We start from the raw sequence: 24,240 nt of genomic DNA, 5'->3' as shown, positions 1-24,240 counted from the left end.
CGGGGAAAGGTGACGCCTTGGTCCTTCTCGCCACCAGCACGAGGTCGGCGGCCGGACCCCGGGCCTGAGTGTGGTCACGGACCACGGCGGCGTCTTCCCGCACGGCCTGATGCCCGTCGTCCTCGTCGTGCAGGGCGTGATCTTCGCGTACGCCGCGGTCGGCCGCAAGACGCTGCTGCTGATCCCCCTGATCGCGGTCATCCTCGTCGGCGGATGGTTCGCGATCCGGCGCCGGGTGTCGAGGGCGGCCGACGAGGAACTGCCCCGGTTCACGAAGTGAAGTGGGGATGAGCGGGTAAAGCTCCGGCATGGAGCTGCTTCCCATGGACATCGGCCCGTTGAACCCACCGGTCCCGGAACTGGTGGCCGGTGCCGTCCTGTTCGCTCTGTGCTACCTCGCCATGACCCGTCTGCTCCGGCGGATCAACCACGTCCTGGAGGCCCGCGAGGAGGCGACCGAGGGCGTCGGCAAGCGGGCCGAGGATCTCCGCGCCGAGGCCGAGGCCACGCGGGAGGAGGTGCGCGCCCTGCTCGCCGGCGCTCGCCATGACGCCGCGCGCATCCGGCAGCGGGCCCAGGAGGAGGGCGCCGCGCTCATCACCGCCGCGCGTGCGGACGGCGTGCGCGAACGCGACGGCCTGCTCGCCGACGCCACGGCCCGCATCGAGGCCGAGCGAACGGCGGCGGAGGCCGCCCTGCGCGTCCACGCCGCCGACCTCGCCACCGAACTGGCGAGCCGCGTCCTGGGCGAGCCGGTCGCGCCCGCGCCGGCGGCGGACACGAGCTGAGCCGGCGACTGCGCCACCCTCGCGGTCACGGCGTACGACTCCGGAAGCTCACTCGGTGCGCGGCGGGCGCCTCTGGCCGCCCGGTGCCGGCCGGGCGCAGGCAGCGCGCGCCGACCGCGACCGCGAGCAGGCAGAACATCGCGGCGTCCTTGAACGCCCGGCGTTCGGGCGCCTCCAGCAACGGCCAGGCGAACGCCGGGACCTGGGGCAGCAGGGCGATCCAGAACCAGGGCGAGCGGGGCGCGCTCCCCGGCACACCCGCCGAGGCCAGCAGCGGCAGCAGCGGCACCAGGGCGTAGTGCAGGAACGCGGGCCGGGAGACGAGGAAGGCGGCGAGCATCAGCATGGCGGAGGTCTCCACCAGCCGCAGACGAGGATCCCCGCCTCCCTGCCAGCGCCGCCAGGCCAGCAGCAGTCCCGCCCCCGCCAGGGCGAGCGCTGCCGGCGTGGCGATCCAGGCGGTGACGGACAGCCGGGGCAGGACGGTGACCAGCGAGGCGTCGTAGGGGCGCGCGAGGTCGTCCTGCCCGCGCAGCAGGAAGGGCAGGACGCGGGTGAAGAAGAGACCGGGCCGGGGCATGGCCAGCGCCGCCGTGGCGGAGGCCGCGAGCGGGACCAGGACGACGGCGGCGGCCCCTCGCCAGGCCCGCGCGAAGAGGAAGAGCAGGAGCAGCGGGGCGAGCATGGGTTTCAGCGCGACGGCGAGCCCGGTCACCAGGCCCGCGGCCGTCCAGCGGCCGCGGGCCGCGCACAGCAGCGCGAGTGGCATCAGTGCCACCGAGGAGGCGGTCCAGTTGGCGAGGACGACCACGCTCCAGAACGGCATGAAGTAGGCGAGTCCGCCCGCGACGAGCACCGCCAGCCGGCTGTTCGCGGACACGCCGAAGATCCGCAGGGCGAGGAGCCAGCCGGTGAGAACCAGGGCGCCGGCGATGCAGGGGGCGGCCACGCGCAGCAGCCGGTCGTCGAGCAGGGCCTCGGGCACGGCGGCGAGCACGGCACTTGGCAGATAGAGGAAGCGGGGGTCGGCGTAGGGAGATCCCCCGTCGAGGAACGTGCGGGTCGCGGCCACCACGAAGGTGTTGTCCAGACCGGGGCGCACAACGGTGGTGGCCCGGTGGACCATGACCGCCAGCAGAGCCACGGCGGCCAGCCGGGCCGGGACCGAGGCGGGTCGGTGCAGCCAGGGGGTGACGGTCGGGGGAGGCGTGGGGTCCACGCCCGCATCCTAAAGGTGACGGACCGTCACATCCGGCGCGCCGCGCGGCAAGGGTGAGCGCCGGCCGCGCGAGCGAGGCCGCGTGGTGCCGGCGATGTCGTGGTACGGCGTGATGCCGACCGCCCCCGCGGCTCCCGGAGGTGCCCGTCTCCTGCATGGCGATGCGCCCCGAGGCGACCGGCGTACGCATGGTCGAAGGGGTACTGGGCGGCGCCGACCTGGACGGGGCGGACGCATGGCTGGCCGGCCGGGTGCCGGGACTGCGGGCGGCGACGGCCGCGGAGTACGCGGGGACGGCGATCCGGGCGCGGCTGCCGCTCATCGACATGTCGACTCACCTGCGCTGGCTGCGGGAGCGGTTCGTCAAGGCGGGCGGGCTGGTCGAGGACCGTACGGTGTCCTCCTTCGCCGAGGCCGGCGCGCCGGTCGTGGTCAACTGCACCGGGCTCGCCGCCCGCGAGCTCGTCCCGGATCCGTCCGTACGGCCCGTGCGCGGGCAACTGGTCGTCGTGGAGAACCCGGGGATCGACACCTGGCTCGTCTCCACCGACGCCGCCGGCGAGCCGGCGTACTTCTTTCCGCAGCCGGACGGCCTCGTGCTCGGCGGCACCGCGGAGGAGGACGTGTGGTACACGGAGCCGGATCCGGCCGTGGCCGAGGCGATCGTACGGCGGTGCGCGGCGCTCCGGCCGGAGATCGCCGGGGCGCGGGTTCCCGGCCACCGGGTGGGGCTCAGGCCCGCGCGGCCCGGGGTCCGGCTGGAGCGCGAAACGCTGCCGGACGGGCGAGTGCTGGTGCACAACTACGGCCATGGCGGCGGGGGCGTCACCGTGGCCTGGGGCTGCGCTCAGGAGGCGGCGGAGCTGGCCGCCGCCCCCTGACCGCGCCTGTCCGGCGGTGGTCCGTGGTCAGTGCTTGCCGATGGGGTCGCCCTCCACATCCGGGCCGCGGCCCGGACCGACGCGGAACTCGAAGTCGCCGTCGTACTTGCGATGACCCTCGACCACGGCCATTTCGACGGCCTCGGTGCCCATCTCGCCGCGCACGATGACCGGGTCCCGGCGCAGATCGCGCATCAGAGCCACACACATGAAGATCATCACGACGACGAACGGCGCCGCCGCGAGGATCGTCAGGTTCTGCAGGCCGTTGAGCGCGTCGCCGTCGCCGCTGCCGACCAGCAGCATGATGGCCGCCACCGCCCCGGTGACCACGCCCCAGAACACCACCATCAGGCGGCTCGGTTCGAGCGCGCCCTTCTGCGACAGGGTGCCCATCACGATGGAGGCGGCGTCGGCGCCCGAGACGAAGAAGATGCCGACGAGGATCATCACCAGCAGGCTGGTGACGGTGGCGAGGGGGTAGTCCCGCAGCAGCGCGAAGAGCTGGCCCTCGGGAGTGTCCTCCGCACCGAGCCGGCCCTGCTCCTGCTGCTTCATCGCCGAGCCGCCGAAGATCGCGAACCAGATCAGGCTGACCGTGCTGGGCACGAGGATGACGCCGCCGACGAACTGCCGGATCGTCCGGCCCCGGCTGATGCGCGCGATGAACATGCCGACGAACGGCGTCCAGGAGATCCACCACGCCCAGTAGAAGACGGTCCAGCTGCCCAGCCAGTCCGCGACGCCCTTGCCGCCGCTGGCCTCGGTGCGGGCGGCGAGTTCCGGCAGGTCGCCGAGGTAGGAGAACAGCGAGGTGGGCAGCAGATCCAGCACGACGATGGTGGGCCCGACGGCGAACACGAACACGGCGAGCAGCAGCGCCAGCACCATGTTGATGTTGGACAGCCACTGGATGCCCCGCTCCACACCCGAGACCGCGGACGCGACGAACGCCACGGTCAGCACCGCGATGATCGTGACGAGCAGCCCGGTGCTCACCTTGCCCATCCAGCCCAGTTCCTCCACGCCGGAACCGATCTGCAGCGCGCCGAGCCCCAGCGAGGCCGCGGAGCCGAACACGGTCGCGACGATGGCCAGGATGTCGATGACCCGGCCGCCGACACCGTTGGCGTTCTTCTCGCCGATGAGCGGCGTGAAGACGGCACTGATGGTCTGGCGGCGCCGCCTGCGGAAGGTGCTGTAGGCGATGGCGAGGCCGACCACGGCGTAGATCGCCCAGGGGTGCAGCGTCCAGTGGAACAGGGTGGTCGCCATCGCCGTCGACATACGCTCCCCGGAGTCGGCGGGGGCGGTGCCCGGCGGGGGCGAGCCGTAGTGCGCCAGCGGCTCGCTCACGCCCCAGAACATCAGGCCGATGCCCATGCCGGCACTGAACATCATGGCGACCCACGACACCGTGCGGAACTCCGGTTCCTCGCCCTCGGTGCCGAGGTGGATCCGGCCGTAGCGGCTGGCGGCGAGCCACAGGGCGAAGACGACGAACCCGGAGGCGGCCAGCATGAACGCCCAGCCGCCGTTGTGGATCAGCCCTTCGAGCATGCTGCTGGAGACGTCTTCGAGCGAGTCCGTCGCGGAGGCGCCCCAGATGACGAACCCCAGGGTGAGCACGGCGGTGGCGCCGAACACTACCCGGTCGGTCCGGGGCGGTTCCTGACGGGGGATGCCCGCTTCCGAGCCTGGCAGCGAGCCTCCCTCATGAGTGTGTTGGTCGCTTTGTCGGTCGTGCGTCACAGACGGCACCTTTCACCAAGGAGTTGGCGGATCATGTTTCTCCGGTACGGCACCTACCACAAGTGCCGCCGATCTCACCTCTTCAGCAGTCGATATCGGGTTCGGCCGCCGTGAGGTGGTATGCGGCCCGCTCGTCGAGCAGCAGCGGCACGAGGGCGCGCAGCGACTGCCGCAGCGGGACGAGGGCGCCCTCGCCGTCCCTGCGCACGTGCACGCCGTGCAGGGCGAGCTCGTCCCGCACCTGCGTGTACTGGGCGCCGGTGAGCCGGTAGCCGCAGGGCGGGTCCTGGATCACCTCGGACGGTTCGGGCGGGTCGTTGTCGGCGCCGCCGAGGTAGACGGGGCCGGTGTCGGACAGGCCCGCGAGCCGGGCGGCGCCCGTGGCCCGCTCGACCTGGCCGCGCCGCGCGTCCACGAACCCGAACAGGCCCTTCAGTGCGGCGAGTTGGGAGGTCAGCCGGCGCCGGTTGTTGAGTGCCTCGTCCCGCTGTTCGGCCTCCGTGAGCGGGTCCGTACGGCTCTCGATGAGCAGGCCCACCGCGTGCTTGACGCCGGACATGTTCCGCAGGATGCGCTCCTGCCCGTCCCCGGCCACCTGCCGGATCGGCTCGCCCGTCACGGGGTCGGTCCAGATGCCGTACGTGCCCGTCGAGTACCCGGCGGCCTGCGCGGCGGGCCGTACATGCGCCCCGGACAGGGTCTCGGCCACGTCGTGCACGGCCGGGGCCGTGTTGAGGTTGCGCGGCCACAGATCGAACAGGTCCTTGTCGTAGTACGGCGGTCTCGCCCCGTACTCGTGCAGGTCGTAGACCACGTCGGGGCGTTGGTCGCGCACGAGGGCGGCCAGGGCGCGGCCCTCGGCGGTCCGCAGGGCGACGTGGTCGCGGTTGATGTCGACGCCGTCGCTGTTGCCGCGGGTGTTCGCGGCCCGGCCGTCGGGGTTGGCGGTGGGCACGACGAGGACCGTGGTGCGCTCCAGGAAGCGCCGGGTGCCCGGGTCCCGCGCGTGGGCCAGGTCGCGGACCGTGCTCAGGCAGGCCTCGCGGCCGGCCGGTTCGTCGCCGTGCTGGCCGCACACGAGGAGCACCTTGTTCGGGGCCGGACGCGTGCCGATCCGGACCAGTTGGAGCGGGCGGCCCTGCTGGGCCGTACCGATGCGGGAGACGGACACGCGGCCGCTCGCCCGGTCGACGGCCGCCAGGAAATCCTGCTCCTCGGGCTGGGTGGTCCAGCGGGCGCCGTTCGTCCGCTCGAAGCCGGTGCGCGGCGGGCCGTCGGTCGCCCGCGCCGCCGGGACCGTGACGAGGGACGCGGCGAGGACGGCGCCGGTGACGGTCAGGACGCGGATCACCGGTCTCCCCCCGGGACCCGCTGCGTGGTGCGCGGATCGCGTACGCCGTCCAGGACCGTGCCCTGCGGGGCGGCGTGTGCCGCGCCGGCGGTGGCCCGGGCGAACGCGTCGGCGCCGCCGACGAACGGGACGCGCGCCGAGGTGCGGGACAGGTCCACGGTGAGCGTCGGCTTGTCGGCGGGCGGATCGATGAGGCCCTTGTCGGTGCCCGCGACGATCAGGGCGAGGCGGTGGCCCTTCGGGACGACGTGGTCGGTGGCGGCCAGGTCGAGGGTGAGCGTGTACGGCTTCCCCGGGGTGAGCGGGACGCCCTTGCCGGCGGCGGCATAGGTGCCCAGGTCCGCCCAGCCGCGGCTGACGATCGTGTAGTCGACGTCGGCGGTCTTGGCCCGGGTCTCCTTGTAACAGGAGCTGTCGCCCGCCGTGCTCGGACCCCAGCAACTGCGGTCGGTGAGCGTGGTGATGCCCTCGGCGGCGTCGGCGTAGTCGCGGATCGTGTCGCGGCCGAGGTCCACGAGGACGGCGCTCAGGTGGGCCGTCGGCGTGCTCGGTGTCGCGGTGACGGTCACCTCGGAGGAGCCGGACAGGCGCAGGTCGCGGGTGAGCGGCCCGGTGACGAAGCCCGCCTTCTCGGGCGTGGGCGTGTCGGCCTTCGCGGCCCAGTCGGTCTCGCTCAGCTGCGGGTTGTCGGTGAAGGTCTCGGTGCCGGTGCCCCTGCGCAGGCCGAGGGAGCCGACGCCGTCCTGCGTGCCCTCGGCCGGGCGCAGGGTCGTGGGGGTGGTGCCGCGCGCCGGCCACGCCGGGGAGGTGACCCACTGGTCGGGGTGGCGTTCGATGTCGGCCACCGGCTCGCGGTCGATGCCGTTGTCGTAACCGAGGAGTTCATGGTCGAACCAGCGGTGCAGGGTGTCGACCCACTCGGCCCGCCGGAAGTCGAACGGGTCGACGTGACCGGTCTGCGACAGCCAGATCTTGCGCTCCACGCCGCTCTTCGCGAGGGCGTCCCACCACTGGCCGACGTGCTTCATCCGCACGTTGAGGTCCTGCATGCCGTGGATCAGGAACACGCTGGCCTTGACCCTCTTCGCGGCCTTCACGTAGTCGCGCTCGGACCACAGCGGGGTCCAGTCGCCGGTGCGCGGGGCACCCTCGACGAGCCCCCGCTGCACGGCGGCGCACCTGGCGCGGGCGTCCGGGCTGTTGACGTAGTTGGACAGCCAGTCGGGGCCGGAGTCGTACAGCGGGGCGCCCTGCTGGAAGTAGTAGTCGTACCAGGAGGAGATGGCGCTGATCGGCACGATGGTCCGCAGGCCCTCGACTCCGGTGGCGGCAACGCCGTTGGCGACCGTGCCGTCGTAGCTCTTGCCGATCATGCCCGTCTTGCCGTTGGTCCAGGTGGCCTTGGCGGGGGTGGTGCCGGTGCGGGTGGTGTACGCCTTCGCGCGGCCGTTCAGCCAGTCGACGACCGCCTTCGCGGACCGGACGTCGGACCGGCCGCCGACGTCGACGCAGCCGTCGGAACGGTTGGTGCCGGCGAGGTCGACGCCGACGACGGCGTAGCCGCGCGGCACGAAGTAGTTGTCGTAGAACAGCGGCATCTGCACGACGTTGCCGTTCGCGTCGTACGTCTTCCGCTGGCTCTCGTTGCCGCGCCCGCAGCAGGAGTAGTACGGGCTGGCGTCCATGATGACGGGCACCTTCCGGCCCTGCCGGCCGGGTTCGCTCGGGCGGACGATGTCCACGGCGACGCGGTCGCGCTTTCCGTCGCCGTCCCCGTCGAGTCCGGTGTCCACCCAGACGGCCTCGCGGACCGCCTTGTCGTACGAGTGGACGGGCTCACTCTTGCGCGGCGTGGCGGCGGTGGCCGCGGCGGGCGTGAGCAGGCCGGCCAGCAGGGCGGCGGTGGCCGCCGCGGCCAGGGGTCTCCAGGTCGTGACGTGCATGCGTTTCGGCATGGGCGGACGGTACAACGATCAACTCCCAGGAAAAAGGGGGTAGTCGAGGCGGCGGGGGGTGGCGGGGGTGGCGGCGGAGGGTGAAGATCTCCAGCGTCACGCCGTCGGCGGCCGTGGCGCGTCGCGGGCGGTGCCGTGGCAGGCTGCGGAAACGGAGCGGACGGCGGGTGGCGCGGGTCGTTAGGATCACGCCCTGATGACTGCCACCCTCGTCGCCAAGAACCTCGCCGCCGGCCACGGCGACCGCTCCCTGTTCACCGGGCTCGACCTCGTCGTCGCGCCCGGCGATGTGATCGGGCTTGTCGGGGCCAACGGCGCGGGCAAGTCCACGCTGCTGCGGATGCTCGCCGGACTGACCGCCCCCGAGCAGGGCGAGCTCAGGCTGTCCCCGCCCGCCGCGACCGTCGGCCACCTGCCGCAGGAGCCGGAGCGGCGGCCCGGCGAGACCGTACGGGCGTTCCTGGCCCGGCGCACAGGCGTCGCCGAGGCCCAGACCGCGATGGACGAGGCGACGCAGGCCCTGGTCGACGGGGCGCCCGGCGCCGACGACGCGTACGCGACGAGCCTGGAGCGCTGGCTCGCCCTCGGCGGCGCCGACCTCGACGAGCGCGCCGACGAGGTCGGCGACTCCCTGGGCCTGGCCGTGGACCTGGACCAGCCGATGACCTCCCTGTCCGGCGGCCAGGCGGCCCGCGCCGGCCTCGCCTCCCTCCTGCTCTCCCGCTACGACGTGTTCCTGCTGGACGAGCCGACCAACGACCTCGACCTGGACGGCCTGGAGCGCCTGGAACACTTCGTCGGCGGCCTGCGCGCCGGCACGGTCGTCGTCAGCCACGACCGCGAGTTCCTCGCCCGCACCGTCACCAAGGTCCTCGAACTCGACCTCGCCCAGCGGCAGACCAACCTCTACGGCGGCGGCTACGACGCCTATCTGGAGGAGCGGGACACGGCCCGGCGGCACGCCCGGGAGGAGTACGAGGAGTTCGCCGACAAGAAGGCCGCCCTCCAGGACCGCGCCCAGATGCAGCGCGCCTGGATGGACAAGGGCGTGAAGAACGCGCGCCGCAAGGCGGGCGGCGACAACGACAAGACCGGCCGCAAGTTCCGCAGCGAGGCCAGCGAGAAACAGGCCGCCAAGGCCCGCCAGACACAGCGCATGATCGAGCGCCTGGAGGTGGTCGAGGAGCCGCGCAGGGAGTGGGAGCTGCGCATGGAGATCGCGGCGGCACCGCGCTCGGGCGCGGTCGTCGCGACCCTGCGGGACGCCGAGGTACGGCGCGGCGGCTTCGTGCTCGGCCCGGTGTCCGTGCAGATCGACTGGGCGGACCGGGTCGCGGTGACCGGCGCGAACGGCGCGGGCAAGTCGACTCTGCTCGGCGCGCTGCTGGGCCGCGTCCCGCTGGACGCCGGGCACGCCGCCCTGGGCTCGGGCGTCCTGCTCGGCGAGGTCGACCAGGCCCGGAGGCTGTTCCACGGCCCGGAGCCCCTGCTCGACGCGTTCCGCGCCGCCGTACCCGACACCGAACCCGTCGAAGTCCGCACCCTCCTGGCCAAGTTCGGCCTGAAGTCCGAGCACGTCCTGCGCCCGGCCGCGACCCTCTCCCCGGGCGAACGCACCCGCGCCGCGCTGGCCCTCCTCCAGGGCCGGGGCGTCAACCTGCTGGTCCTCGACGAGCCGACCAACCACCTCGACCTGCCCGCAATCGAACAGCTGGAGTCGGCCCTGGACGCCTACGAGGGCACCCTGCTCCTGGTCACCCACGACCGGCGCATGCTGGACGCGGTCCACGTGACGCGCCGCCTGGAGGTCGCCGAGGGCAAGGTGACCGAGCGCTAACGGGGCGTCAGCCGCATGGCCAGATGCGGGTAGTCGACCACGCAGCCGTCCTCGTCGAACTCCAGGTCGCTGCGGAAGTCCCCGGAGGCGTAACGGACCCGCCCGGGCCCGAGGTGGGTGTACGTCTGCCGCGACGGCCGTACGGTCAGGTCGGGCACGGACACCCACGCCATCAGGAACTCCCGCTCGCCGGGCGCCCGGTGTAACCCGTGCCGGAGCACCGGCATCGTGTTGGTGAGCGGGCACAGCCCCAGGTCGCAGTCGAGCGCGCCCCGCACCTCGGCCAGCGGCTCGCCGTCGGCGGTCCAGCCGCCGCTGCCGTCGTGCCGCAGGTCGAGCGTCCGGGTCCCCGAGGCGCTCTCGGCCGTCACATACAGCCGCCGGGTCACCCAGTCCCCGGCCGTGTCGAGCTCGTACGAGATCCAGTACGGCTCCGGCACGGTCCCGACCGCCCGGCCGCGCGCCCGCAGCACCCCCTCGCCGAGCTCCGCCCAGGAGGTCTCGTACCCCCGGCTCGCCGTGACGTCCCAGGTGATGACGCGTGAGGTCGACATGCCGTCACCTTATGCGCGGACCGGGCCCGGACCCTCCCGCCCTACCGGAGAGTCCGGGCCGGATGAGTCAGCGTTTCTTGGGGTCGACCAGACCGGCGCGGCGCAGGGCGTCGGCCATCGCGCTGTTGGCGGGCGGGGGCGCCTGGCGCGAGCCGCCACCGCCACCGCGGCCCTGGCGCTGCTGCGGCGGGCGACCGCCCCGCTGGCGGCGTTCGCCGGAGGGCTGCCCCTGCTTCGGGGCCGCCTCGTCGTCCAGGCGCAGCGTCAGCGAGATCCGCTTGCGCGGAATGTCGACGTCGAGCACCTTCACCTTGACGATGTCACCCGGCTTCACCACATCCCGCGGGTCCTTGACGAACGTCTTCGACATCGCGGAGACGTGCACCAGACCGTCCTGGTGGACGCCGACGTCCACGAACGCCCCGAAGGCCGCCACGTTCGTCACCACGCCCTCCAGGACCATCCCGGAGGACAGGTCGGAGATCTTCTCCACGCCCTCCTTGAAGCTGGCGGTCTTGAAGGCGGGCCGTGGGTCGCGTCCCGGCTTCTCCAGTTCCTTGAGGATGTCGGAGACCGTCGGCAGACCGAACGTCTCGTCCACGAACTCCTGCGGCTTCAGAGAGCGCAGCACGGCCGTGTTGCCGATCAGGCCGGCGACCTCCTGGCCGGTGGTCTTCACCATGCGCCGCACCACCGGATACGCCTCGGGGTGCACGCTGGAGGCGTCCAGCGGGTCGGTGCCGCCGCGGATCCGGAGGAAGCCCGCGCACTGCTCGTACGCCTTCGGGCCGAGCCGCGCCACGTCCTTCAGCCCGGAGCGGGACTTGAACGGGCCGTGGGCGTCCCGGTGCGCCACGATGTTCTCGGCGAGCCCGGAGGTGATGCCGGAGACCCGGGAGAGCAGCGGCGCCGACGCGGTGTTGACGTCCACGCCCACGCCGTTCACGCAGTCCTCGACCACCGCGTCCAGGGAGCGGGACAGCTTCACCTCGGACAGGTCGTGCTGGTACTGGCCGACGCCGATCGACTTCGGGTCGATCTTCACCAGCTCGGCCAGCGGGTCCTGGAGGCGGCGGGCGATGGAGACCGCGCCGCGCAGCGACACGTCCATGTCCGGCAGCTCCTGAGAGGCGAACGCGGAGGCCGAGTACACGGAGGCGCCCGCCTCGGACACCATCACCTTGGTGAGCCTCAACTCCGGGTGCCTGGCGATGAGTTCAGCGGCGAGCTTGTCGGTCTCGCGGGACGCCGTGCCGTTGCCGATCGCGATCAGCTCGACCGCGTGCTCCTTCGCCAGCCGGGCCAGCTTGGCGATCGCCTCGTCCCACCGGTTCGCCGGGACGTGCGGGTGAATCACGTCCGTCGCCACGACCTTGCCGGTCGCGTCGACCACGGCGACCTTCACGCCCGTACGGAAGCCGGGGTCGAGGCCGAGCGTCGCGCGCGTGCCGGCCGGGGCGGCGAGCAGCAGGTCCCGCAGGTTCGCCGCGAACACGTTCACCGCCTCGTCCTCGGCGGCCGTGCGCAGCCACAGCCTCAGGTCGATGCCGAGGTGCACCAGGATGCGAGTGCGCCAGGCCCAGCGGACCGTGTCGGTCAGCCACTTGTCGGCGGGGCGGCCGCGGTCGGCGATCCCGAAGCGGTGCGCGACGATCCCCTCGTACGACGACGGCCCGTCCGTGGGCTCCTCGGGCTCCAGGACGAGGTCGAGGGCCTCCTCCTTCTCGCCGCGCAGCATCGCCAGGATGCGGTGGGAGGGCAGCTCCGTGAACGGCTCGGCGAAGTCGAAGTAGTCGGCGAACTTGGCGCCCGCCTCCTCCTTGCCCTCCCGTACCTTGGCGGCCAGCCGCCCGCGCACCCACATGCGCTCGCGCAGCTCGCCGATCAGGTCGGCGTCCTCCGAGAACCGCTCGGTGAGGATCGCCCGGGCCCCGTCGAGGGCGGTCTGCGGGTCGGCCACGCCCTTGCCGGCGTCGACGAACGCGGCAGCCGCGGCCAGCGGTTCCACGCCCGGGTCCCCGAGCAGTCCCTCGGCGAGCGGCTCGAGACCGGCCTCGCGCGCGATCTGCGCCTTGGTCCGCCGCTTCGGCTTGTAGGGCAGATAGATGTCCTCCAGGCGCGCCTTCGTCTCCGCGCCGCGGATCCGCGCCTGAAGTTCGTCGGTGAGCTTGCCCTGCTCGCGCACCGACTCCAGGATCGCCGTCCGACGCTCCTCCAGCTCCCGCAGATAGCGCAGCCGCTCCTCGATCGTGCGCAGCTGCGCATCGTCGAGCATCTCGGTCGCTTCCTTGCGGTAGCGGGCGATGAAGGGCACCGTCGAACCGCCGTCGAGCAGCTCCACGGCAGCCTTGACCTGCCGCTCCCGTACGCCGAGCTCCTCGGCGATCCTGCCTTCGATGGACCCTGCTGCCATGGATCCGGGTGTCGTCACGATCCCGTACCGCCTTCTCACTGAGGTTGCGCGGCAATTGTGGCAGGCGGCACCGACAATCGTGGCTCAGGGCGCGGAGACGGGGTGGCGGGTCCGTCAGACCCGGCGCCCCCCACGCCGCCCGGAGGACGACGCCCCGCCCAGCAAACGGGCCAGCGCACGGAACGGCAGCGTCACCACTGTGGCCACCGCCCCGCCGATCTGGCGCAGCACATCTGCGATCGCACGGATCATGACATTCCCCTTCCACCGGCCGCCCCGTTCCTTCTCCCGGCCACCACGACCGGGTGAGGTCCGAGTACCTCAAGGCCGGCCCGGCATGCTCAACGCTTGCCGATCAGATCCGCCGGGAACGCTCCCGCCGCCAGTGCCGTGCGCGCGAACCCCGACCCCAGCTCGGTCAGCCGGGCGACCCCTTCGACGCCCAGAAGCTCGTACGGCGCCCGGTCCAGCCGGTCCGTCTCCCGCTCGATCTCCTCGCGCAGCGCCACACCCTGCTCGGTCAGCTCGCCCGCAGCATCCAGTAGTCCGCGGTCCCGCAGCCGGGCCACGGTCGCGTCCCAGTCCTCGGGGCTCCAGCCGCGCGTGGTGAACACCCACTTCGGCGCCAGGCCCTTGCCGGTCGCGGTGTGCGTCACCAGCGCCTCCAGACCGTCAAGACCCGCGGACATCAGCACCGCGAGGTGCCCGTCGCCCCGGTGCTCGCGCAGCAGCGTCGCCGCGTGCCAGAACGCCAGGTGCGGCTCCTCGGGGACCGCCAGGTCGGCGTGCGCGGAGTACAGCGGCCGGGCGCCGCGCCCGCACGCCTCGGCGGCCCGCAGCGCCAGCCGCGCCGCCTCGCCCATCTCCGCCGAAGCCACCGCATCCTCGCCCAGCAGGCGACGCAGCGTCGCGTCCACCGCACGCGCGCGTGCTGCGAGGACCTGCTCGGGAGACGCGGTCTGCCAGACGGCCGGTACGTGCTCGGCCACGAGTTCGTGCTTGTAGTTGTAGAACGCCGCCGTCACCGCACCGGCGCCGACCGGCCCCAGCGCTGCCGCCCGCACCGCGAAGTTCACGGCCCGCGGATTCGTGATCCCCGCAGCGCCCACCTCCCGGCCCAGGTCGGGGGAGAAGTAGTGCGTCGAGTGCAGTGAGTTGAGCGCGTTGTGGCAGCGGCGGCCGGCACGGTGGTCGAGGGCGGCAGTAGTCATGGCGGGCAGGTTACCAACCGCTTAGTCAGTGCTCCATGCGTGCCCGTGCGATGGCAGAAAAGGTGGGGAACTCGTCATTGCGGCCATCGCCCCGCCCGCCAAGAATCGATCTCATGGCGCAGCGAACCGTTCTGACCGTCCTCTTCGACGGCGTGCAGAGCCTCGATGTCACCGGTCCCCTTGAGGTCTTCACGGGCGCCGAGAAGCTCGCCCCCGGGACGTACGACCTCCGGACGGCCGCCCTGGACGGCACCCCCGTGCGCACCTCCAGCGGCCTGACCGTCGTACCGGACCTGGCCCTCGCCGCCGTGCCCGACCCGCACACCCTCCTCGTCCCCGGCGGCCACGGCACCCGCGCCCCCGACCCGCGCCTGACCGACTGGGTGCGCACGCACGGACCGCGCGCCGAGCGCCTGGTGTCGGTCTGCACCGGCGCGGTCCTGCTGGCCAGGGCGGGCCTGCTGGACGGCCGCCGGGTCACCACCCACTGGGCGTACTCCGACAAGCTGGCCCGCGATCACCCCGCCGTCGAGGTTGACCCCGACCCCATCTACATACGTGACGGACCCGTGGCCACCTCCGCCGGCGTCACCTCGGGCATCGACCTCGCGCTCGCCCTGGTCGAGGAGGACCTCGGCCGGGACGTCGCCCTCACCGTCGCCCGGCACCTCGTGGTCTTTCTGCGCCGGCCCGGGAACCAGGCCCAGTTCAGCGCCCAGCTTGCCGCGCAGACGGCGCAGCGGGAGCCGCTGCGCGAGGTACAGCAGTGGATCACCGAGCACCCGGCCGCCGACCTGACCGTCGAGTCCCTGGCCGACCGCGCCCGCCTCTCGCCGCGCCACTTCGCCCGCGCCTTCCAGGCCGAGACCGGCATGACGCCCGGCCGCTACGTCGACCGTGTCCGCCTGGAACACGCCCGCCGCCTCCTGGAGGACACGGCCGAGGGCGTGGAACAGATCTCCCGCGCCAGCGGCTACGGCACCTCCGAGGCCATGCGCCGCGCCTTCGTGAGGTCCCTCGGCACGGCCCCTGCCGAGTACCGCCGCCGCTTCCGTCCGGCGCCCGTCTCCTGACGTACCCCTGATGCACGCACCGGTCCGCCCCCACCCGACGGGAACCCCATGCAGATCGCCATCGTCCTGTTCGACCGCTTCACCGCCCTCGACGCCGTGGGCCCGTACGATACCCTCGGCCGCCTCCCGGACGCGGAGACCGTCTTCGTCGGTGAGCGGACCGGTCCGTTCCGTACCGACACCGGGAGTCTCGCGATCACCGCCGACAAGACGCTGGCGGACGTGCCGAGTCCCGACATCGTCGTCGTGCCGGGCGGCCCGGGTCAGACGCCGCAGATGGAGAACGGGGCGCTCCTGGACTGGCTGCGCGCCGCCGACGCCACCAGCACCTGGACGACCTCCGTGTGCACCGGCTCCCTGCTCCTCGCCGCCGCCGGACTCCTCAAGGGCCGCCGGGCCACCTCGCACTGGCTGGCCCTGGACCACCTGAAGCCGTTCGGCGCCGAGCCGACGGGAGAGCGGGTCGTCTTCGAGGGCAAGTACGTCACCGCGGCCGGCGTCTCCTCCGGCATCGACATGGGCCTCACCCTGCTCGGCCGGATCGCCGGCGATGACCACGCCCAGGCCGTCCAGCTGGCCACCGAGTACGACCCGCGGCCGCCCTACGACGCGGGCGCCCCGGACAAGGCCCCCGCGCACATCGTCGACCGGCTCCGCGCCCGCAGCCGGTTCATCCTGACGTAGACACGCTCCACGTGAAGCACGGCTGCCTGCGCTCCAGGAACGCGGCGACCCCCTCCGCGGTGTCGCCGCTGCCCCGCGCCTGCTCGGCCCAGTGGGCGTCCCGGTCGGTGCGCCCGCCCGCGAACTCCTTCGCCGCGGCCTGCGTCAGCTGCGAGCGGGACGCCAGGATCCGGGTGAACTCCGCGACCCGTTTGCCGAGTTCGCCCTCGGGCAGCACCTCGTCGACCAGCCCTGTGCGCAGCGCCCGCCCCGCGTCGACCAACTCACCGGAGAACAACAGGTACTTGGCGGTCGCCGGCCCCACCAGCGACACCAGCCGCCGCGTGGAGGACGCCGGATACACGATCCCGAGCTTCGCCGGCGTCACCCCGAACAGCGCGCCCTCCTCGGCGAACCGCAGATCGCAGGCCGCCGCCAGCTGCGCCCCGCCGCCCACGCAGTGCCCGCGCACCGCCGCCAGCGTCGGCTTCGGGAACGCGGCCAGCGCCTCTTCGGCGGACACGGCGAGCCGCTGCGCCTCCTGCGCGGAGCCCTGAAGCGTCGAGATGTCGGCACCGGCGCAGAACGTCCCGCCCTCGCCCGTGAGCACCAGCACTCGCACCGCCGGATCGCCCGCCAGCGCGTCCAGCAGCGGCGGCAGCGCCCGCCACATCGCGGCCGTCATGACGTTGCGCTTGGCCGGTTGGCGGATCACGACGGTGGCGACCGCGTCGGCGACACGGTGCATCAGCTGCGGCTCCATGCGCCGGATGCTATCCGGCCCCGCCGGAAGCCCGGTCGAGCAGGAGCCGCGAACACCGGAAGCACCGGGAACACCAGGAAAACGGACGGCACGGCCAAACCCGTACAACCCGAATAGTTCGCCGAGTCGGCACAACCGGGACAGGAACCGTCCTACAACTGACCGTGCCATACGCCAACGATCAGAAGCGCTCGATAGTTGCTGACTTCTGTTCAGTTCTCCGGTGTCCCGCTGTTCGTTCCCAACACTCGACGTGTGGTGACAATCGAGCGCGAGGGCGGCGACCCGACGATGGACAACGACGGGTGCGGGCCCGGCCCACGCCCCGAGGGCGGCACCTGCAGACCTCCGGAGCGGCCGTCGCCGGGCTCCCTGCCGTACGAGGGCGTCTGGCGGTTCACCGCCGCCACCGTCGACGCCTCGGTCCCGCAGGCGCGGCACGCCGTACGGGACCTGCTGCGGCGCCAGGGCGTGCCGGTCTCCGACGAACTGGTGCAGGGACTGCTGCTGATCGTCTCGGAGCTGGTCACGAACGCCGTCAAACACGCCGCCCTGCTGTCGCCGATGATCGCCGTGGAGGTCGCCGTCGGCGCCGAGTGGATCCGCGTCTCCGTGGAGGACAACCACCCCTACCGGCCGACCGCCCTGGAGGCTGACCACGGACAGACCGGCGGCCGGGGACTGCTCCTGGTGCGCGAGATCACCCGGGAAGGCGGCGGGGTGTGCGACGTCGAGCACACGGCGAGCGGCGGCAAGGTGATCTGGGCCGCCCTGCCGCTCAAACCCGCGCGGATGCCCTAGGGCCCTGCCGGATCACCAGCCGTCCGCGGCGCCCGTCAGCTCACGGATCGCCGGGCGGGCGGCGTCCAGGACGGTCATGAACCAGGACGAGAAGGTGTCCCGCGCATGCCGCTCCGCCAGCTCGTCGGGGGTCACGAACGCCGTCGCCGCCACCTCCTCGGGGTCCGGCCGCAGCGGGGACTGCACCAGGCCGACGAAGAGGTGGTTGTACTCCTGCTCGACCAGGCCCGAGGCCGGGTCGGGGTGGTTGTAGCGGACCGTGCCGGCCTCGGCCAGCAGTGACGGGGACACGCCCAGCTCCTCGTACGTCCGCCGGGCCGCCGCGGCGAACGGCGCCTCGCCGGGGTAGGGGTGGCCGCAACAGGTGTTGGACCAGACGCCGGGGGAGTGGTACTTGCCCAGCGCCCGCTGCTGGAGCAGCAGCCGGCCGTAGTCGTCGAACAGAAACACGGAGAACGCCCGGTGCAGCCGTCCCGGCGGCTGGTGGGCGGCGAGCTTCTCCGCGGTGCCGATCGTCACGCCGTTCTCGTCGACCAGTTCCAGCAGGATCGCGTCCGCGGTGCCGTTCGACGGGCTGTGCGTCGCGGTGGCAGGTGTGATCGGCATACCCATCCTTCGCATCGGTCCTCGCGCCCAAGTCTGCCGTACGAAACCGGCACTCCCGACACTTCGCGGCGCGCCCGCATGTCCCGCGCGGCGGCGCGGGCCGCGGCCGCCACCGGTCCGGCACGGGAAGCAGGGGCCCGGTAGGTGATCGTGCCCGGCGCCACGCACCGGAAATCGTCCGGGACGGGGCGTGAGGGCGTGAGAGCCGGGACACGGGCGCACGCCGGGACGGATGCGCTCCGCCTGTGCAACCGGCGCCGCCCTCTGGCGGGAACCCTCATGTCGGGTCCCCCCGGCGTGGATTCCTCACCACGCGCTCAGCGGTACACCTCGGCCCGCCTCAGTGGCACAGCCGAGCCTCGTGCTCCGCGTGCCCGCCGGGCTCCAGCTGGAACGTGCAGTGCTCCACGTCGAAGTGGTCGCCCAGGCACCCCTGGAGCTCGTGCAGCATCTTCTCGTGGCCGATCGCGTTCAGCATCTCCGAGCTGACCACCACGTGCACGGACAGCACCGGCAGGCCCGAGGTGATCGTCCAGGCGTGCAGGTCGTGCACGTCCTCGACGCCGTCCAGCGCCAGGATGTGCGCCCGCACCTCGGCCATGTCGACATCCCTGGGCGCCGCCTCCAGCAGCACGTCCAGGGTCTCCCGCAGCAGCTTCCACGTCCGCGGCACGATCATCAGGCCGATGACGAGGGAGGCGATCGGGTCGGCCGCCTGCCAGCCGGTGGCCAGGATCACCACCGCCGAGACGATCACCGCGACCGAGCCGAGCGCGTCCGCCAGCACCTCGAGGAACGCGCCCCGCACATTCAGGCTCTCCCGCTGGCCGCGCATCAGCAGTGTCAGCGACACCGTGTTCGCCACCAGGCCGACCGCGCCGAACACCACGGTCAGCCCGCCCTCGGTGCCGGCCGGCGTGACGAACCGCTGGATCGCCTCGTACAGGACGTAGCCACCGACCCCGAACAGCAGCAGGCAGTTGGCGAGGGCGGCGAGGATCTCGGCGCGGGCGTAGCCGAAGGTGCGCCGCCCGCTCGCCGGGCGGCTCGCGAAGTGGACCGCCAGCAGGGCCATGCCCAGGCCCAGCGCGTCCGTCGCCATGTGGGCCGCGTCCGCGATCAACGCCAGCGAGTCCGCGAGCACGCCGCCGACGATCTCCACCACCATGACGCCGAGCGTGATCGCCAGCGCCACCCGCAGCCGGCCGCGGTACGCCGCGGTCGCCGTACCGGCCGGCGCGTGCGCGTGCCCGTGGTCGTGCCCAGCCCCCATGGAATCCGCCCTCCTGTGTCGGCCCGGGATCGCTCCCGGGGTCACAGTGAACTACGGGTGGGGGGTATCGGGCAACGCGGCATTGAACACCGTTGTCATCTGCTCTGACCTGCGGAAACGATACGCAGGTCAGAGCGCGGGCGCCCCGCCCGTTAGGCTCAGCCGCCGTGCTGCCGCAGCCACCCCGCCACGCCGAGGCGATCATCTCGGGTACCCCGCGCCGGGCGGTGCAGCCGAGTTCCGTGGCGGACCGCGCGGCCGAGGCGACGGCTCGCGGCGCGTCCCCGGGGGCGGCGCCCCTCGACCACCGGCGGGCGCCGGTCACCTCGCCGATGACGATGATCAGCTCGCGCACCGAGACGCCCTCGCCGCGGCCGATGTTTCACCGTCAGATCCCCCCCCCGCACGCCGCCCTCGCCCATGGGACTGTGCGGACGCGACCAGGCGAGACGTAATGTCCCCGATGCCCGGTACGGGACGGCGCGGTTTGTGGGGCGGGCCCCCGATCCTCGATGATGATCGCGGCAAAGGCGTGGGCACGGCCTGCTGACGGGCTGTGAAACGGGCAGTGAACGCGGGCTTCCCGGCATCCGATAGCCTCTGCCGACATGCCGCCCGGGTGACCTCGGCACGGGCGCCCCCACCATGCACATGACCGGCGCGGACACGCCGGCACCCAGGGAGTGAGTTCGGTTGTCGACCGCCATCCTCACCGGTCAGCCGGTCCCCGGTTCGTCGATCGAGGGCGATCTGCGGTCTCTGGGCTTCGACGTGCGGATCGCCTCAGACGCCGCCGAGGCAGAGACCCTGCTCGCCGCGGTGCCGGGCGCGGAGCGGGTCGCCGTGGTCGACGCCCGGTTCGTCGGCCACCTGCACGCGCTGCGCCTCGGCCTCACCGACCCCCGCTTCCTCCTCGCCGCGATCCCCGGTGCCGTCACGGCTCAGCCCGCCGGGCGCCAGGCCCTGACCCGCGCGATGGCCCGCGAGAACTCCGCCGGCACCGGCACCACCCTGGTCGGCAGCCTCGCCGACCGCATCGTCACCGCCCTCGACGCCGACGGCACCGACGTGCACCGCCCCGAGCTGGGCAGCCTCGTCGCCGCCGTACCCGCCGACCCGCAGGCCCTGGGCGAGGCACGGCAGGCCCTGGCCGCCGTCGACGACGAGGCCGTACGCCTGAAGTCGGCCGTGAAGGCCCGTGACGGCTTCTTCACCACGTTCTGCATCAGCCCCTACTCGCGCTACATCGCCCGCTGGTGCGCCCGCCGGGGCCTGACCCCGAACCAGGTCACCACCGCCTCCCTGCTCACCGCGCTGATCGCGGCGGGCTGCGCGGCCACGGGCACCCGGGGCGGCTTCATAGCCGCCGGCGTCCTGCTGATCGCGTCCTTCGTCCTGGACTGCACCGACGGCCAGCTCGCCCGCTACTCCCTGCAGTACTCCACGCTCGGCGCCTGGCTGGACGCCACCTTCGACCGGGCCAAGGAGTACGCGTACTACGCCGGCCTCGCGCTCGGCGCGGCCCGCGGCGGCGACGACGTATGGGCCCTGGCCCTCGGCGCGATGGTGCTCCAGACCGGCCGGCACGTCGTGGACTTCTCCTTCAACGAGGCCCACGCGGGAGATCCCACCGCCAACACCAGCCCTACCGCGGCCCTTTCGGACAAGCTGGACAGCGTCGGCTGGACCGTGTGGGTGCGGCGGATGATAGTCCTGCCGATCGGCGAGCGCTGGGCGATGATCGCCGTGCTGACGGCGGCCACGACTCCCCGTATCACCTTCTACGCGCTACTCATCGGCTGCGCGTTCGCGGCGACGTACACCACGGCGGGGCGCGTGCTGCGGTCGCTGACGCGCAAGGCCAAGGGGACGGACCGGGCCGCACAGGCGCTGGCGGACCTCGCGGACTCCGGGCCGCTCGCACAGGGTTTCGCGGAGGCGTTCAAGAAGCCCGCGCGCAGGCTGCCCGGCATCGCGGTCCCCGCCCTCGCCCTGCTCGGCGGCCTCGCGCTCGTCGCCGCCGCCGCGCTCACCGGCTTCGGCGGGCCCTGGCCGGTCGTCGCCGCCTTCGGCTACGCCGCCGCGTCCGGACTGGCCGTCGCCCGCCCCCTCAAGGGCGCCCTCGACTGGCTGGTCCCACCGTTCTTCCGCGCGGCCGAATACAGCACCGTCCTCGTGCTGGCGGCCAAAGCGGACGTGAACGGGGCGCTTCCCGCGGCTTTCGGGCTGGTGGCGGCGGTCGCCTACCATCACTACGACACGGTGTACCGCATCCGCGGCAATGCCGGCGCGCCCCCGGCCTGGCTGGTGCGCGCCACAGGGGGGCAGGAAGGGCGGACGCTGGTCGTCACCGTCCTCGCCGCGCTGCTCACCGCCTCGCAGTTCACGGTTGCGCTCACGGCCCTCGCCGTGGCCGTGGCCCTGCTGGTGCTCGTCGAGAGCATCCGCTTCTGGGTGGCCTCTCATGTGGGAGGCGCGCCCGCCGTACACGATGAAGGAGAACCCGCATGATCGGCCTCGTGCTGGCGGCCGGCGCCGGACGGCGTCTGCGCCCCTACACCGACAGCCTGCCCAAGGCGCTGGTGCCGGTGGGGCCCGCGGGCATAGCGGGCGACCCCGACGGGATCACAGTCCTGGACCTGACTCTCGGCAACTTCGCCGAGGTCGGCCTGACCGAGGTCGCGGTCATCGTCGGCTACCGCAAGGAGGCCGTGTACGAGCGCAAGGAAGCGCTGGAGAGGAAGTACGGCCTCAAGCTCACCCTCATCGACAACGACAAGGCCGAGGAGTGGAACAACGCCTACTCCCTGTGGTGCGGCCGTGACGCCCTCAAGGACGGCGTGATCCTCGCCAACGGCGACACCGTGCACCCGGTCTCCGTCGAGCAGACGCTGCTCGCCGCCCGCGGCGACGGCAAGCAGATCATCCTGGCCATCGACACCGTGAAGTCCCTCGCGGACGAGGAGATGAAGGTCGTCGTGGACCCCGACATGGGCGTCCAGCGGATCACCAAGCTGATGGACCCGGCCGAGGCCACCGGCGAGTACATCGGCGTCACCCTCATCGAGGGCGACGCCGCACCGGAGCTGGCCGACGCCCTCAAGACCGTGTGGCAGACCGACCCGCAGCAGTTCTACGAGCACGGCTACCAGGAGCTCGTGAACGGCGGTTTCCACATCCACGCAGCGCCGATCGGCGACGTCAAGTGGGTCGAGATCGACAACCACGACGATCTCGCCAAGGGACGGGAGATCGCGTGCCAGTACTGACCCGGCTCATCCCCTCGCCGCTCGTCGTGGACATCCGCCCGGGTGCCCTCGACGACCTGGCGTGCGTCCTCGCCGACGAGCGCATCTCCCACTCCGGCCGCCTGGCCGTCGCCGTCAGCGGCGGGTCCGGCGCCAAGCTGCGCGAGCGCATCTCGCCGGGGATGCCCGGCGCCACCTGGTACGAGGTCGGCGGCGGCACCCTCGACGACGCGGTCCGGCTGGCCAGCGACATAAAGGCCGGCCACTACGACGCGGTCGTCGGCCTCGGCGGCGGCAAGATCATCGACTGCGCCAAGTTCGCCGCGGCGCGCGTCGGCCTGCCCCTGGTCGCCGTACCGACGAACCTCGCGCACGACGGATTGTGCTCGCCCGTCGCCACCCTCGACAACGACGCCGGGCGCGGCTCGTACGGCGTGCCGAACCCGATCGCCGTCGTCATCGACCTCGACGTCATCCGCGAGGCCCCGGTCCGATTCGTCCGGGCGGGCATCGGTGACGCCGTCTCCAACATCTCCGCGATCGCGGACTGGGAGCTGGCGGGCCGCGTCAAGGGCGAGCGGATCGACGGTCTTGCCGCCGCCATGGCCCGGCAGGCCGGTGAGGCGGTGCTGCGGCACCCGGGTGGCATCGGGGACAACGACTTCCTCCAGGTGCTGGCCGAGGCGCTCGTCCTCAGCGGTATCGCCATGTCGGTGTCGGGCGACTCACGGCCGTCCTCCGGGGCCTGCCACGAGATCAACCACGCCTTCGACCTGCTGTTCCCGAAGCGGGCGGCCGCCCACGGCGAGCAGTGCGGCCTGGGCGCGGCCTTCGCGATGTGGCTGCGGGGGGCGCACGAGGAGTCGGCGTACATGGCCGAGGTGCTGCGCCGGCACGGGCTGCCGGTCCGGCCGGACGAGATCGGCTTCACGACGGACGAGTTCGTCAAGGTCGTGGAGTTCGCTCCGGAGACCCGGCCCGGCCGCTACACCATCCTCGAACACCTCGACCTGAACACCGAGCAGATCAAGGACATCTACGCCGACTATGTCAAGGCCATCGGTAGCTGAACTCCGCCCCGTCGTTCACCCCGAAGGGGTGAAGGACCGGCGCAGCGGCGAGCACTGGGCGGGACGCCTCTACATGCGTGAGGTGTCCCTGCGGATCGACCGCTACCTGGTGAACACCAGGGTGACGCCCAACCAGCTCACCTACCTGATGACCGTCTTCGGCGTCCTCGCGGCCCCGGCCCTGCTGGTGCCGGGGATCGCGGGCGCCGTGCTCGGCGTGCTCATGGTCCAGCTGTACCTGCTGCTGGACTGCGTCGACGGCGAGATCGCCCGCTGGAAGAAGCAGTACTCGCTCTCCGGCGTCTACCTGGACCGGGTCGGCGCGTACCTGTGCGACGCCGCCGTCCTGGTCGGCCTCGGCCTGCGCGCCGCCGACCTGTGGGGCGGCGGCCGCACCGACTGGCTGTGGGCCTTCCTCGGCACCCTCGCCGCGCTCGGCGCGGTGCTGATCAAGGCCGAGACCGACCTCGTCGGCGTCGCCCGCCACCAGGGCGGACTGCCGCCGGTCAGGGAGGCGGCGGCCGAGCCGCGCTCCTCCGGCGTGGCGCTGGCCCGCCGGGCCGCCGCCGCGCTCAAGTTCCACCGCCTCATCCTCGGCATCGAGGCGTCCCTGCTGATCCTGGCCCTCGCGATCCTGGACGCGAGCCGCGGCGACCTGTTCTTCACCCGCCTCGGCACCGCCGTCCTCGCCGGGATCGCGCTGCTGCAGACCCTGTTGCACCTGGTGTCCGTCCTAGCCTCCAGCAGGCTGCGGTGAGTCCCGGCGTGAAGGTCGGCGCGGT

Annotated in this window: 21 protein-coding genes and 1 pseudogene; 11 read left to right on the top strand and 11 right to left on the bottom strand. The window is 72.7% G+C overall.

The features are described from left to right. Positions 1-70: 70 nt before the first annotated feature. Both H8R17_RS04555 and H8R17_RS04550 read left to right on the top strand, forming a co-directional pair. On the top strand, positions 71-280 hold the full coding sequence (locus tag H8R17_RS04555; protein WP_187821817.1) for a hypothetical protein: 210 nt from the start codon (positions 71-73) through the stop codon (positions 278-280). A 28-nt stretch (positions 281-308) separates the two neighbouring features. Next, positions 309-788, top strand: a complete 480-nt coding sequence (locus H8R17_RS04550; protein WP_187821816.1) for a hypothetical protein — start codon at positions 309-311, stop codon at positions 786-788. A gap of 25 nt (positions 789-813) precedes the next feature. On the opposite strand, the gene H8R17_RS04545 is transcribed toward H8R17_RS04550, so the two are convergent. Then, positions 814-2,007, bottom strand: a complete 1,194-nt coding sequence (locus H8R17_RS04545; protein WP_316959306.1) for a glycosyltransferase family 87 protein — start codon at positions 2,005-2,007, stop codon at positions 814-816. A gap of 155 nt (positions 2,008-2,162) precedes the next feature. Here H8R17_RS04545 and H8R17_RS04540 point away from each other — a divergent pair. After that, a pseudogene (locus tag H8R17_RS04540) lies at positions 2,163-2,888 on the top strand (FAD-dependent oxidoreductase); the annotation flags it as partial. Positions 2,889-2,915: 27 nt separating this feature from the next. Here the strand turns inward: H8R17_RS04540 and H8R17_RS04535 are convergent. From H8R17_RS04535 to H8R17_RS04525, 3 genes are all read right to left on the bottom strand, one after another. After that, positions 2,916-4,640, bottom strand: coding sequence for a BCCT family transporter (locus H8R17_RS04535; protein ID WP_187821815.1), 1,725 nt, complete (start codon positions 4,638-4,640; stop codon positions 2,916-2,918). Positions 4,641-4,722: 82 nt separating this feature from the next. Next, positions 4,723-5,988: a M14 family metallocarboxypeptidase gene (locus H8R17_RS04530; RefSeq protein WP_399476290.1), complete on the bottom strand. Its 1,266-nt coding sequence runs from the start codon at positions 5,986-5,988 to the stop codon at positions 4,723-4,725. Then, a complete protein-coding gene (locus H8R17_RS04525; RefSeq protein WP_187821813.1) occupies positions 5,988-7,946 on the bottom strand; it encodes a Xaa-Pro dipeptidyl-peptidase in 1,959 nt (652 codons plus the stop codon). The genes H8R17_RS04530 and H8R17_RS04525 overlap by 1 nt, the downstream gene beginning before the upstream one ends. Before the next feature lie 196 nt (positions 7,947-8,142). Between H8R17_RS04525 and H8R17_RS04520 the strand changes: the two genes are divergently transcribed. Then, positions 8,143-9,783 (top strand): ABC-F family ATP-binding cassette domain-containing protein, encoded by a 1,641-nt coding sequence (locus tag H8R17_RS04520; RefSeq protein ID WP_187821812.1) that lies wholly within the window; start codon positions 8,143-8,145, stop codon positions 9,781-9,783. Here the strand turns inward: H8R17_RS04520 and H8R17_RS04515 are convergent. From H8R17_RS04515 to H8R17_RS04500, 4 genes are all read right to left on the bottom strand, one after another. Continuing rightward, complete coding sequence (locus tag H8R17_RS04515) at positions 9,780-10,337, bottom strand: putative glycolipid-binding domain-containing protein (protein WP_187821811.1); 558 nt, start codon at positions 10,335-10,337, stop codon at positions 9,780-9,782. The genes H8R17_RS04520 and H8R17_RS04515 overlap by 4 nt on opposite strands. 67 nt (positions 10,338-10,404) lie before the next feature. Beyond that, positions 10,405-12,768 carry a Tex family protein gene (locus H8R17_RS04510; RefSeq protein WP_187821810.1) on the bottom strand — a complete coding sequence of 788 codons (2,364 nt, stop codon included), beginning with the start codon at positions 12,766-12,768 and terminating at the stop codon, positions 10,405-10,407. A 96-nt stretch (positions 12,769-12,864) separates the two neighbouring features. Continuing rightward, on the bottom strand, positions 12,865-13,002 hold the full coding sequence (locus H8R17_RS04505) for an LPFR motif small protein (protein WP_187821809.1): 138 nt from the start codon (positions 13,000-13,002) through the stop codon (positions 12,865-12,867). An 89-nt stretch (positions 13,003-13,091) separates the two neighbouring features. Next, entirely contained in the window at positions 13,092-13,961 is an 870-nt protein-coding gene (locus tag H8R17_RS04500) for an SCO6745 family protein (RefSeq protein WP_187821808.1), read from the bottom strand. Positions 13,962-14,074: 113 nt separating this feature from the next. Here H8R17_RS04500 and H8R17_RS04495 point away from each other — a divergent pair, with 113 nt between their 5' ends. Then, on the top strand, positions 14,075-15,034 hold the full coding sequence (locus H8R17_RS04495; protein WP_187821807.1) for a GlxA family transcriptional regulator: 960 nt from the start codon (positions 14,075-14,077) through the stop codon (positions 15,032-15,034). A gap of 48 nt (positions 15,035-15,082) precedes the next feature. Further along, positions 15,083-15,718 carry a DJ-1/PfpI family protein gene (locus tag H8R17_RS04490; protein ID WP_187821806.1) on the top strand — a complete coding sequence of 212 codons (636 nt, stop codon included), beginning with the start codon at positions 15,083-15,085 and terminating at the stop codon, positions 15,716-15,718. Here H8R17_RS04490 and H8R17_RS04485 read toward each other — a convergent pair. After that, positions 15,705-16,460, bottom strand: a complete 756-nt coding sequence (locus H8R17_RS04485) for an enoyl-CoA hydratase/isomerase family protein (protein ID WP_187821805.1) — start codon at positions 16,458-16,460, stop codon at positions 15,705-15,707. The two genes, H8R17_RS04490 and H8R17_RS04485, sit on opposite strands and share 14 nt — an antisense overlap. 291 nt (positions 16,461-16,751) lie before the next feature. Here H8R17_RS04485 and H8R17_RS04480 point away from each other — a divergent pair, with 291 nt between their 5' ends. Continuing rightward, positions 16,752-17,261, top strand: coding sequence for an ATP-binding protein (locus tag H8R17_RS04480; RefSeq protein WP_187821940.1), 510 nt, complete (start codon positions 16,752-16,754; stop codon positions 17,259-17,261). 12 nt (positions 17,262-17,273) lie between these two features. On the opposite strand, the gene idi is transcribed toward H8R17_RS04480, so the two are convergent. Further along, on the bottom strand, positions 17,274-17,867 hold the full coding sequence (gene idi / locus H8R17_RS04475; RefSeq protein ID WP_187821804.1) for an isopentenyl-diphosphate Delta-isomerase: 594 nt from the start codon (positions 17,865-17,867) through the stop codon (positions 17,274-17,276). A gap of 340 nt (positions 17,868-18,207) precedes the next feature. Further along, the gene (locus H8R17_RS04470) at positions 18,208-19,140 is read right to left on the bottom strand and encodes a cation diffusion facilitator family transporter (protein ID WP_187821803.1); all 933 of its coding nucleotides are present in this window, start codon (positions 19,138-19,140) and stop codon (positions 18,208-18,210) included. 693 nt (positions 19,141-19,833) lie between these two features. On the opposite strand from H8R17_RS04470, the gene H8R17_RS04465 reads away from it, so the two are divergent. From H8R17_RS04465 to H8R17_RS04450, 4 genes are read left to right on the top strand one after another with little or no spacing between them, the layout of a single operon-like run. After that, entirely contained in the window at positions 19,834-21,651 is a 1,818-nt protein-coding gene (locus tag H8R17_RS04465) for a DUF5941 domain-containing protein (protein ID WP_187821802.1), read from the top strand. Beyond that, positions 21,648-22,409 (top strand): sugar phosphate nucleotidyltransferase, encoded by a 762-nt coding sequence (locus tag H8R17_RS04460; protein WP_187821801.1) that lies wholly within the window; start codon positions 21,648-21,650, stop codon positions 22,407-22,409. The genes H8R17_RS04465 and H8R17_RS04460 overlap by 4 nt, the downstream gene beginning before the upstream one ends. Beyond that, entirely contained in the window at positions 22,397-23,458 is a 1,062-nt protein-coding gene (locus H8R17_RS04455) for an iron-containing alcohol dehydrogenase family protein (RefSeq protein WP_187821800.1), read from the top strand. Before H8R17_RS04460 ends, H8R17_RS04455 begins: the two co-directional genes overlap by 13 nt. Continuing rightward, positions 23,436-24,215 (top strand): CDP-alcohol phosphatidyltransferase family protein, encoded by a 780-nt coding sequence (locus tag H8R17_RS04450; RefSeq protein WP_187821799.1) that lies wholly within the window; start codon positions 23,436-23,438, stop codon positions 24,213-24,215. The genes H8R17_RS04455 and H8R17_RS04450 overlap by 23 nt, the downstream gene beginning before the upstream one ends. Positions 24,216-24,240 lie beyond the last annotated feature (25 nt).

It is taken from the genome of Streptomyces sp. TRM68367, assembly GCF_014495685.1.
Classification (GTDB): Bacteria; Actinomycetota; Actinomycetes; order Streptomycetales; family Streptomycetaceae; genus Streptomyces.
The sequence above is the reverse complement of the archived record's forward strand: the minus strand, read 5'-3'. Positions and strand labels throughout refer to the sequence as shown.

Bases quoted from the DNA above. Each gene is read 5' to 3' on its own strand.
- H8R17_RS04550 (WP_187821816.1), top strand. From the start codon at position 309: ATGGAGCTGCTTCCCATGGACATCGGCCCGTTGAACCCACCGGTCCCG.
- H8R17_RS04525 (WP_187821813.1), bottom strand. From the start codon at position 7,946: ATGCCGAAACGCATGCACGTCACGACCTGGAGACCCCTGGCCGCGGCG.
- H8R17_RS04520 (WP_187821812.1), top strand. From the start codon at position 8,143: ATGACTGCCACCCTCGTCGCCAAGAACCTCGCCGCCGGCCACGGCGAC.
- H8R17_RS04515 (WP_187821811.1), bottom strand. From the start codon at position 10,337: ATGTCGACCTCACGCGTCATCACCTGGGACGTCACGGCGAGCCGGGGG.
- H8R17_RS04505 (WP_187821809.1), bottom strand. From the start codon at position 13,002: ATGATCCGTGCGATCGCAGATGTGCTGCGCCAGATCGGCGGGGCGGTG.
- H8R17_RS04500 (WP_187821808.1), bottom strand. From the start codon at position 13,961: ATGACTACTGCCGCCCTCGACCACCGTGCCGGCCGCCGCTGCCACAAC.
- H8R17_RS04495 (WP_187821807.1), top strand. From the start codon at position 14,075: ATGGCGCAGCGAACCGTTCTGACCGTCCTCTTCGACGGCGTGCAGAGC.
- H8R17_RS04490 (WP_187821806.1), top strand. From the start codon at position 15,083: ATGCAGATCGCCATCGTCCTGTTCGACCGCTTCACCGCCCTCGACGCC.
- H8R17_RS04485 (WP_187821805.1), bottom strand. From the start codon at position 16,460: ATGGAGCCGCAGCTGATGCACCGTGTCGCCGACGCGGTCGCCACCGTC.
- H8R17_RS04480 (WP_187821940.1), top strand. From the start codon at position 16,752: ATGGACAACGACGGGTGCGGGCCCGGCCCACGCCCCGAGGGCGGCACC.
- idi (WP_187821804.1), bottom strand. From the start codon at position 17,867: ATGCCGATCACACCTGCCACCGCGACGCACAGCCCGTCGAACGGCACC.
- H8R17_RS04470 (WP_187821803.1), bottom strand. From the start codon at position 19,140: ATGGGGGCTGGGCACGACCACGGGCACGCGCACGCGCCGGCCGGTACG.
- H8R17_RS04460 (WP_187821801.1), top strand. From the start codon at position 21,648: ATGATCGGCCTCGTGCTGGCGGCCGGCGCCGGACGGCGTCTGCGCCCC.
- H8R17_RS04450 (WP_187821799.1), top strand. From the start codon at position 23,436: ATGTCAAGGCCATCGGTAGCTGAACTCCGCCCCGTCGTTCACCCCGAA.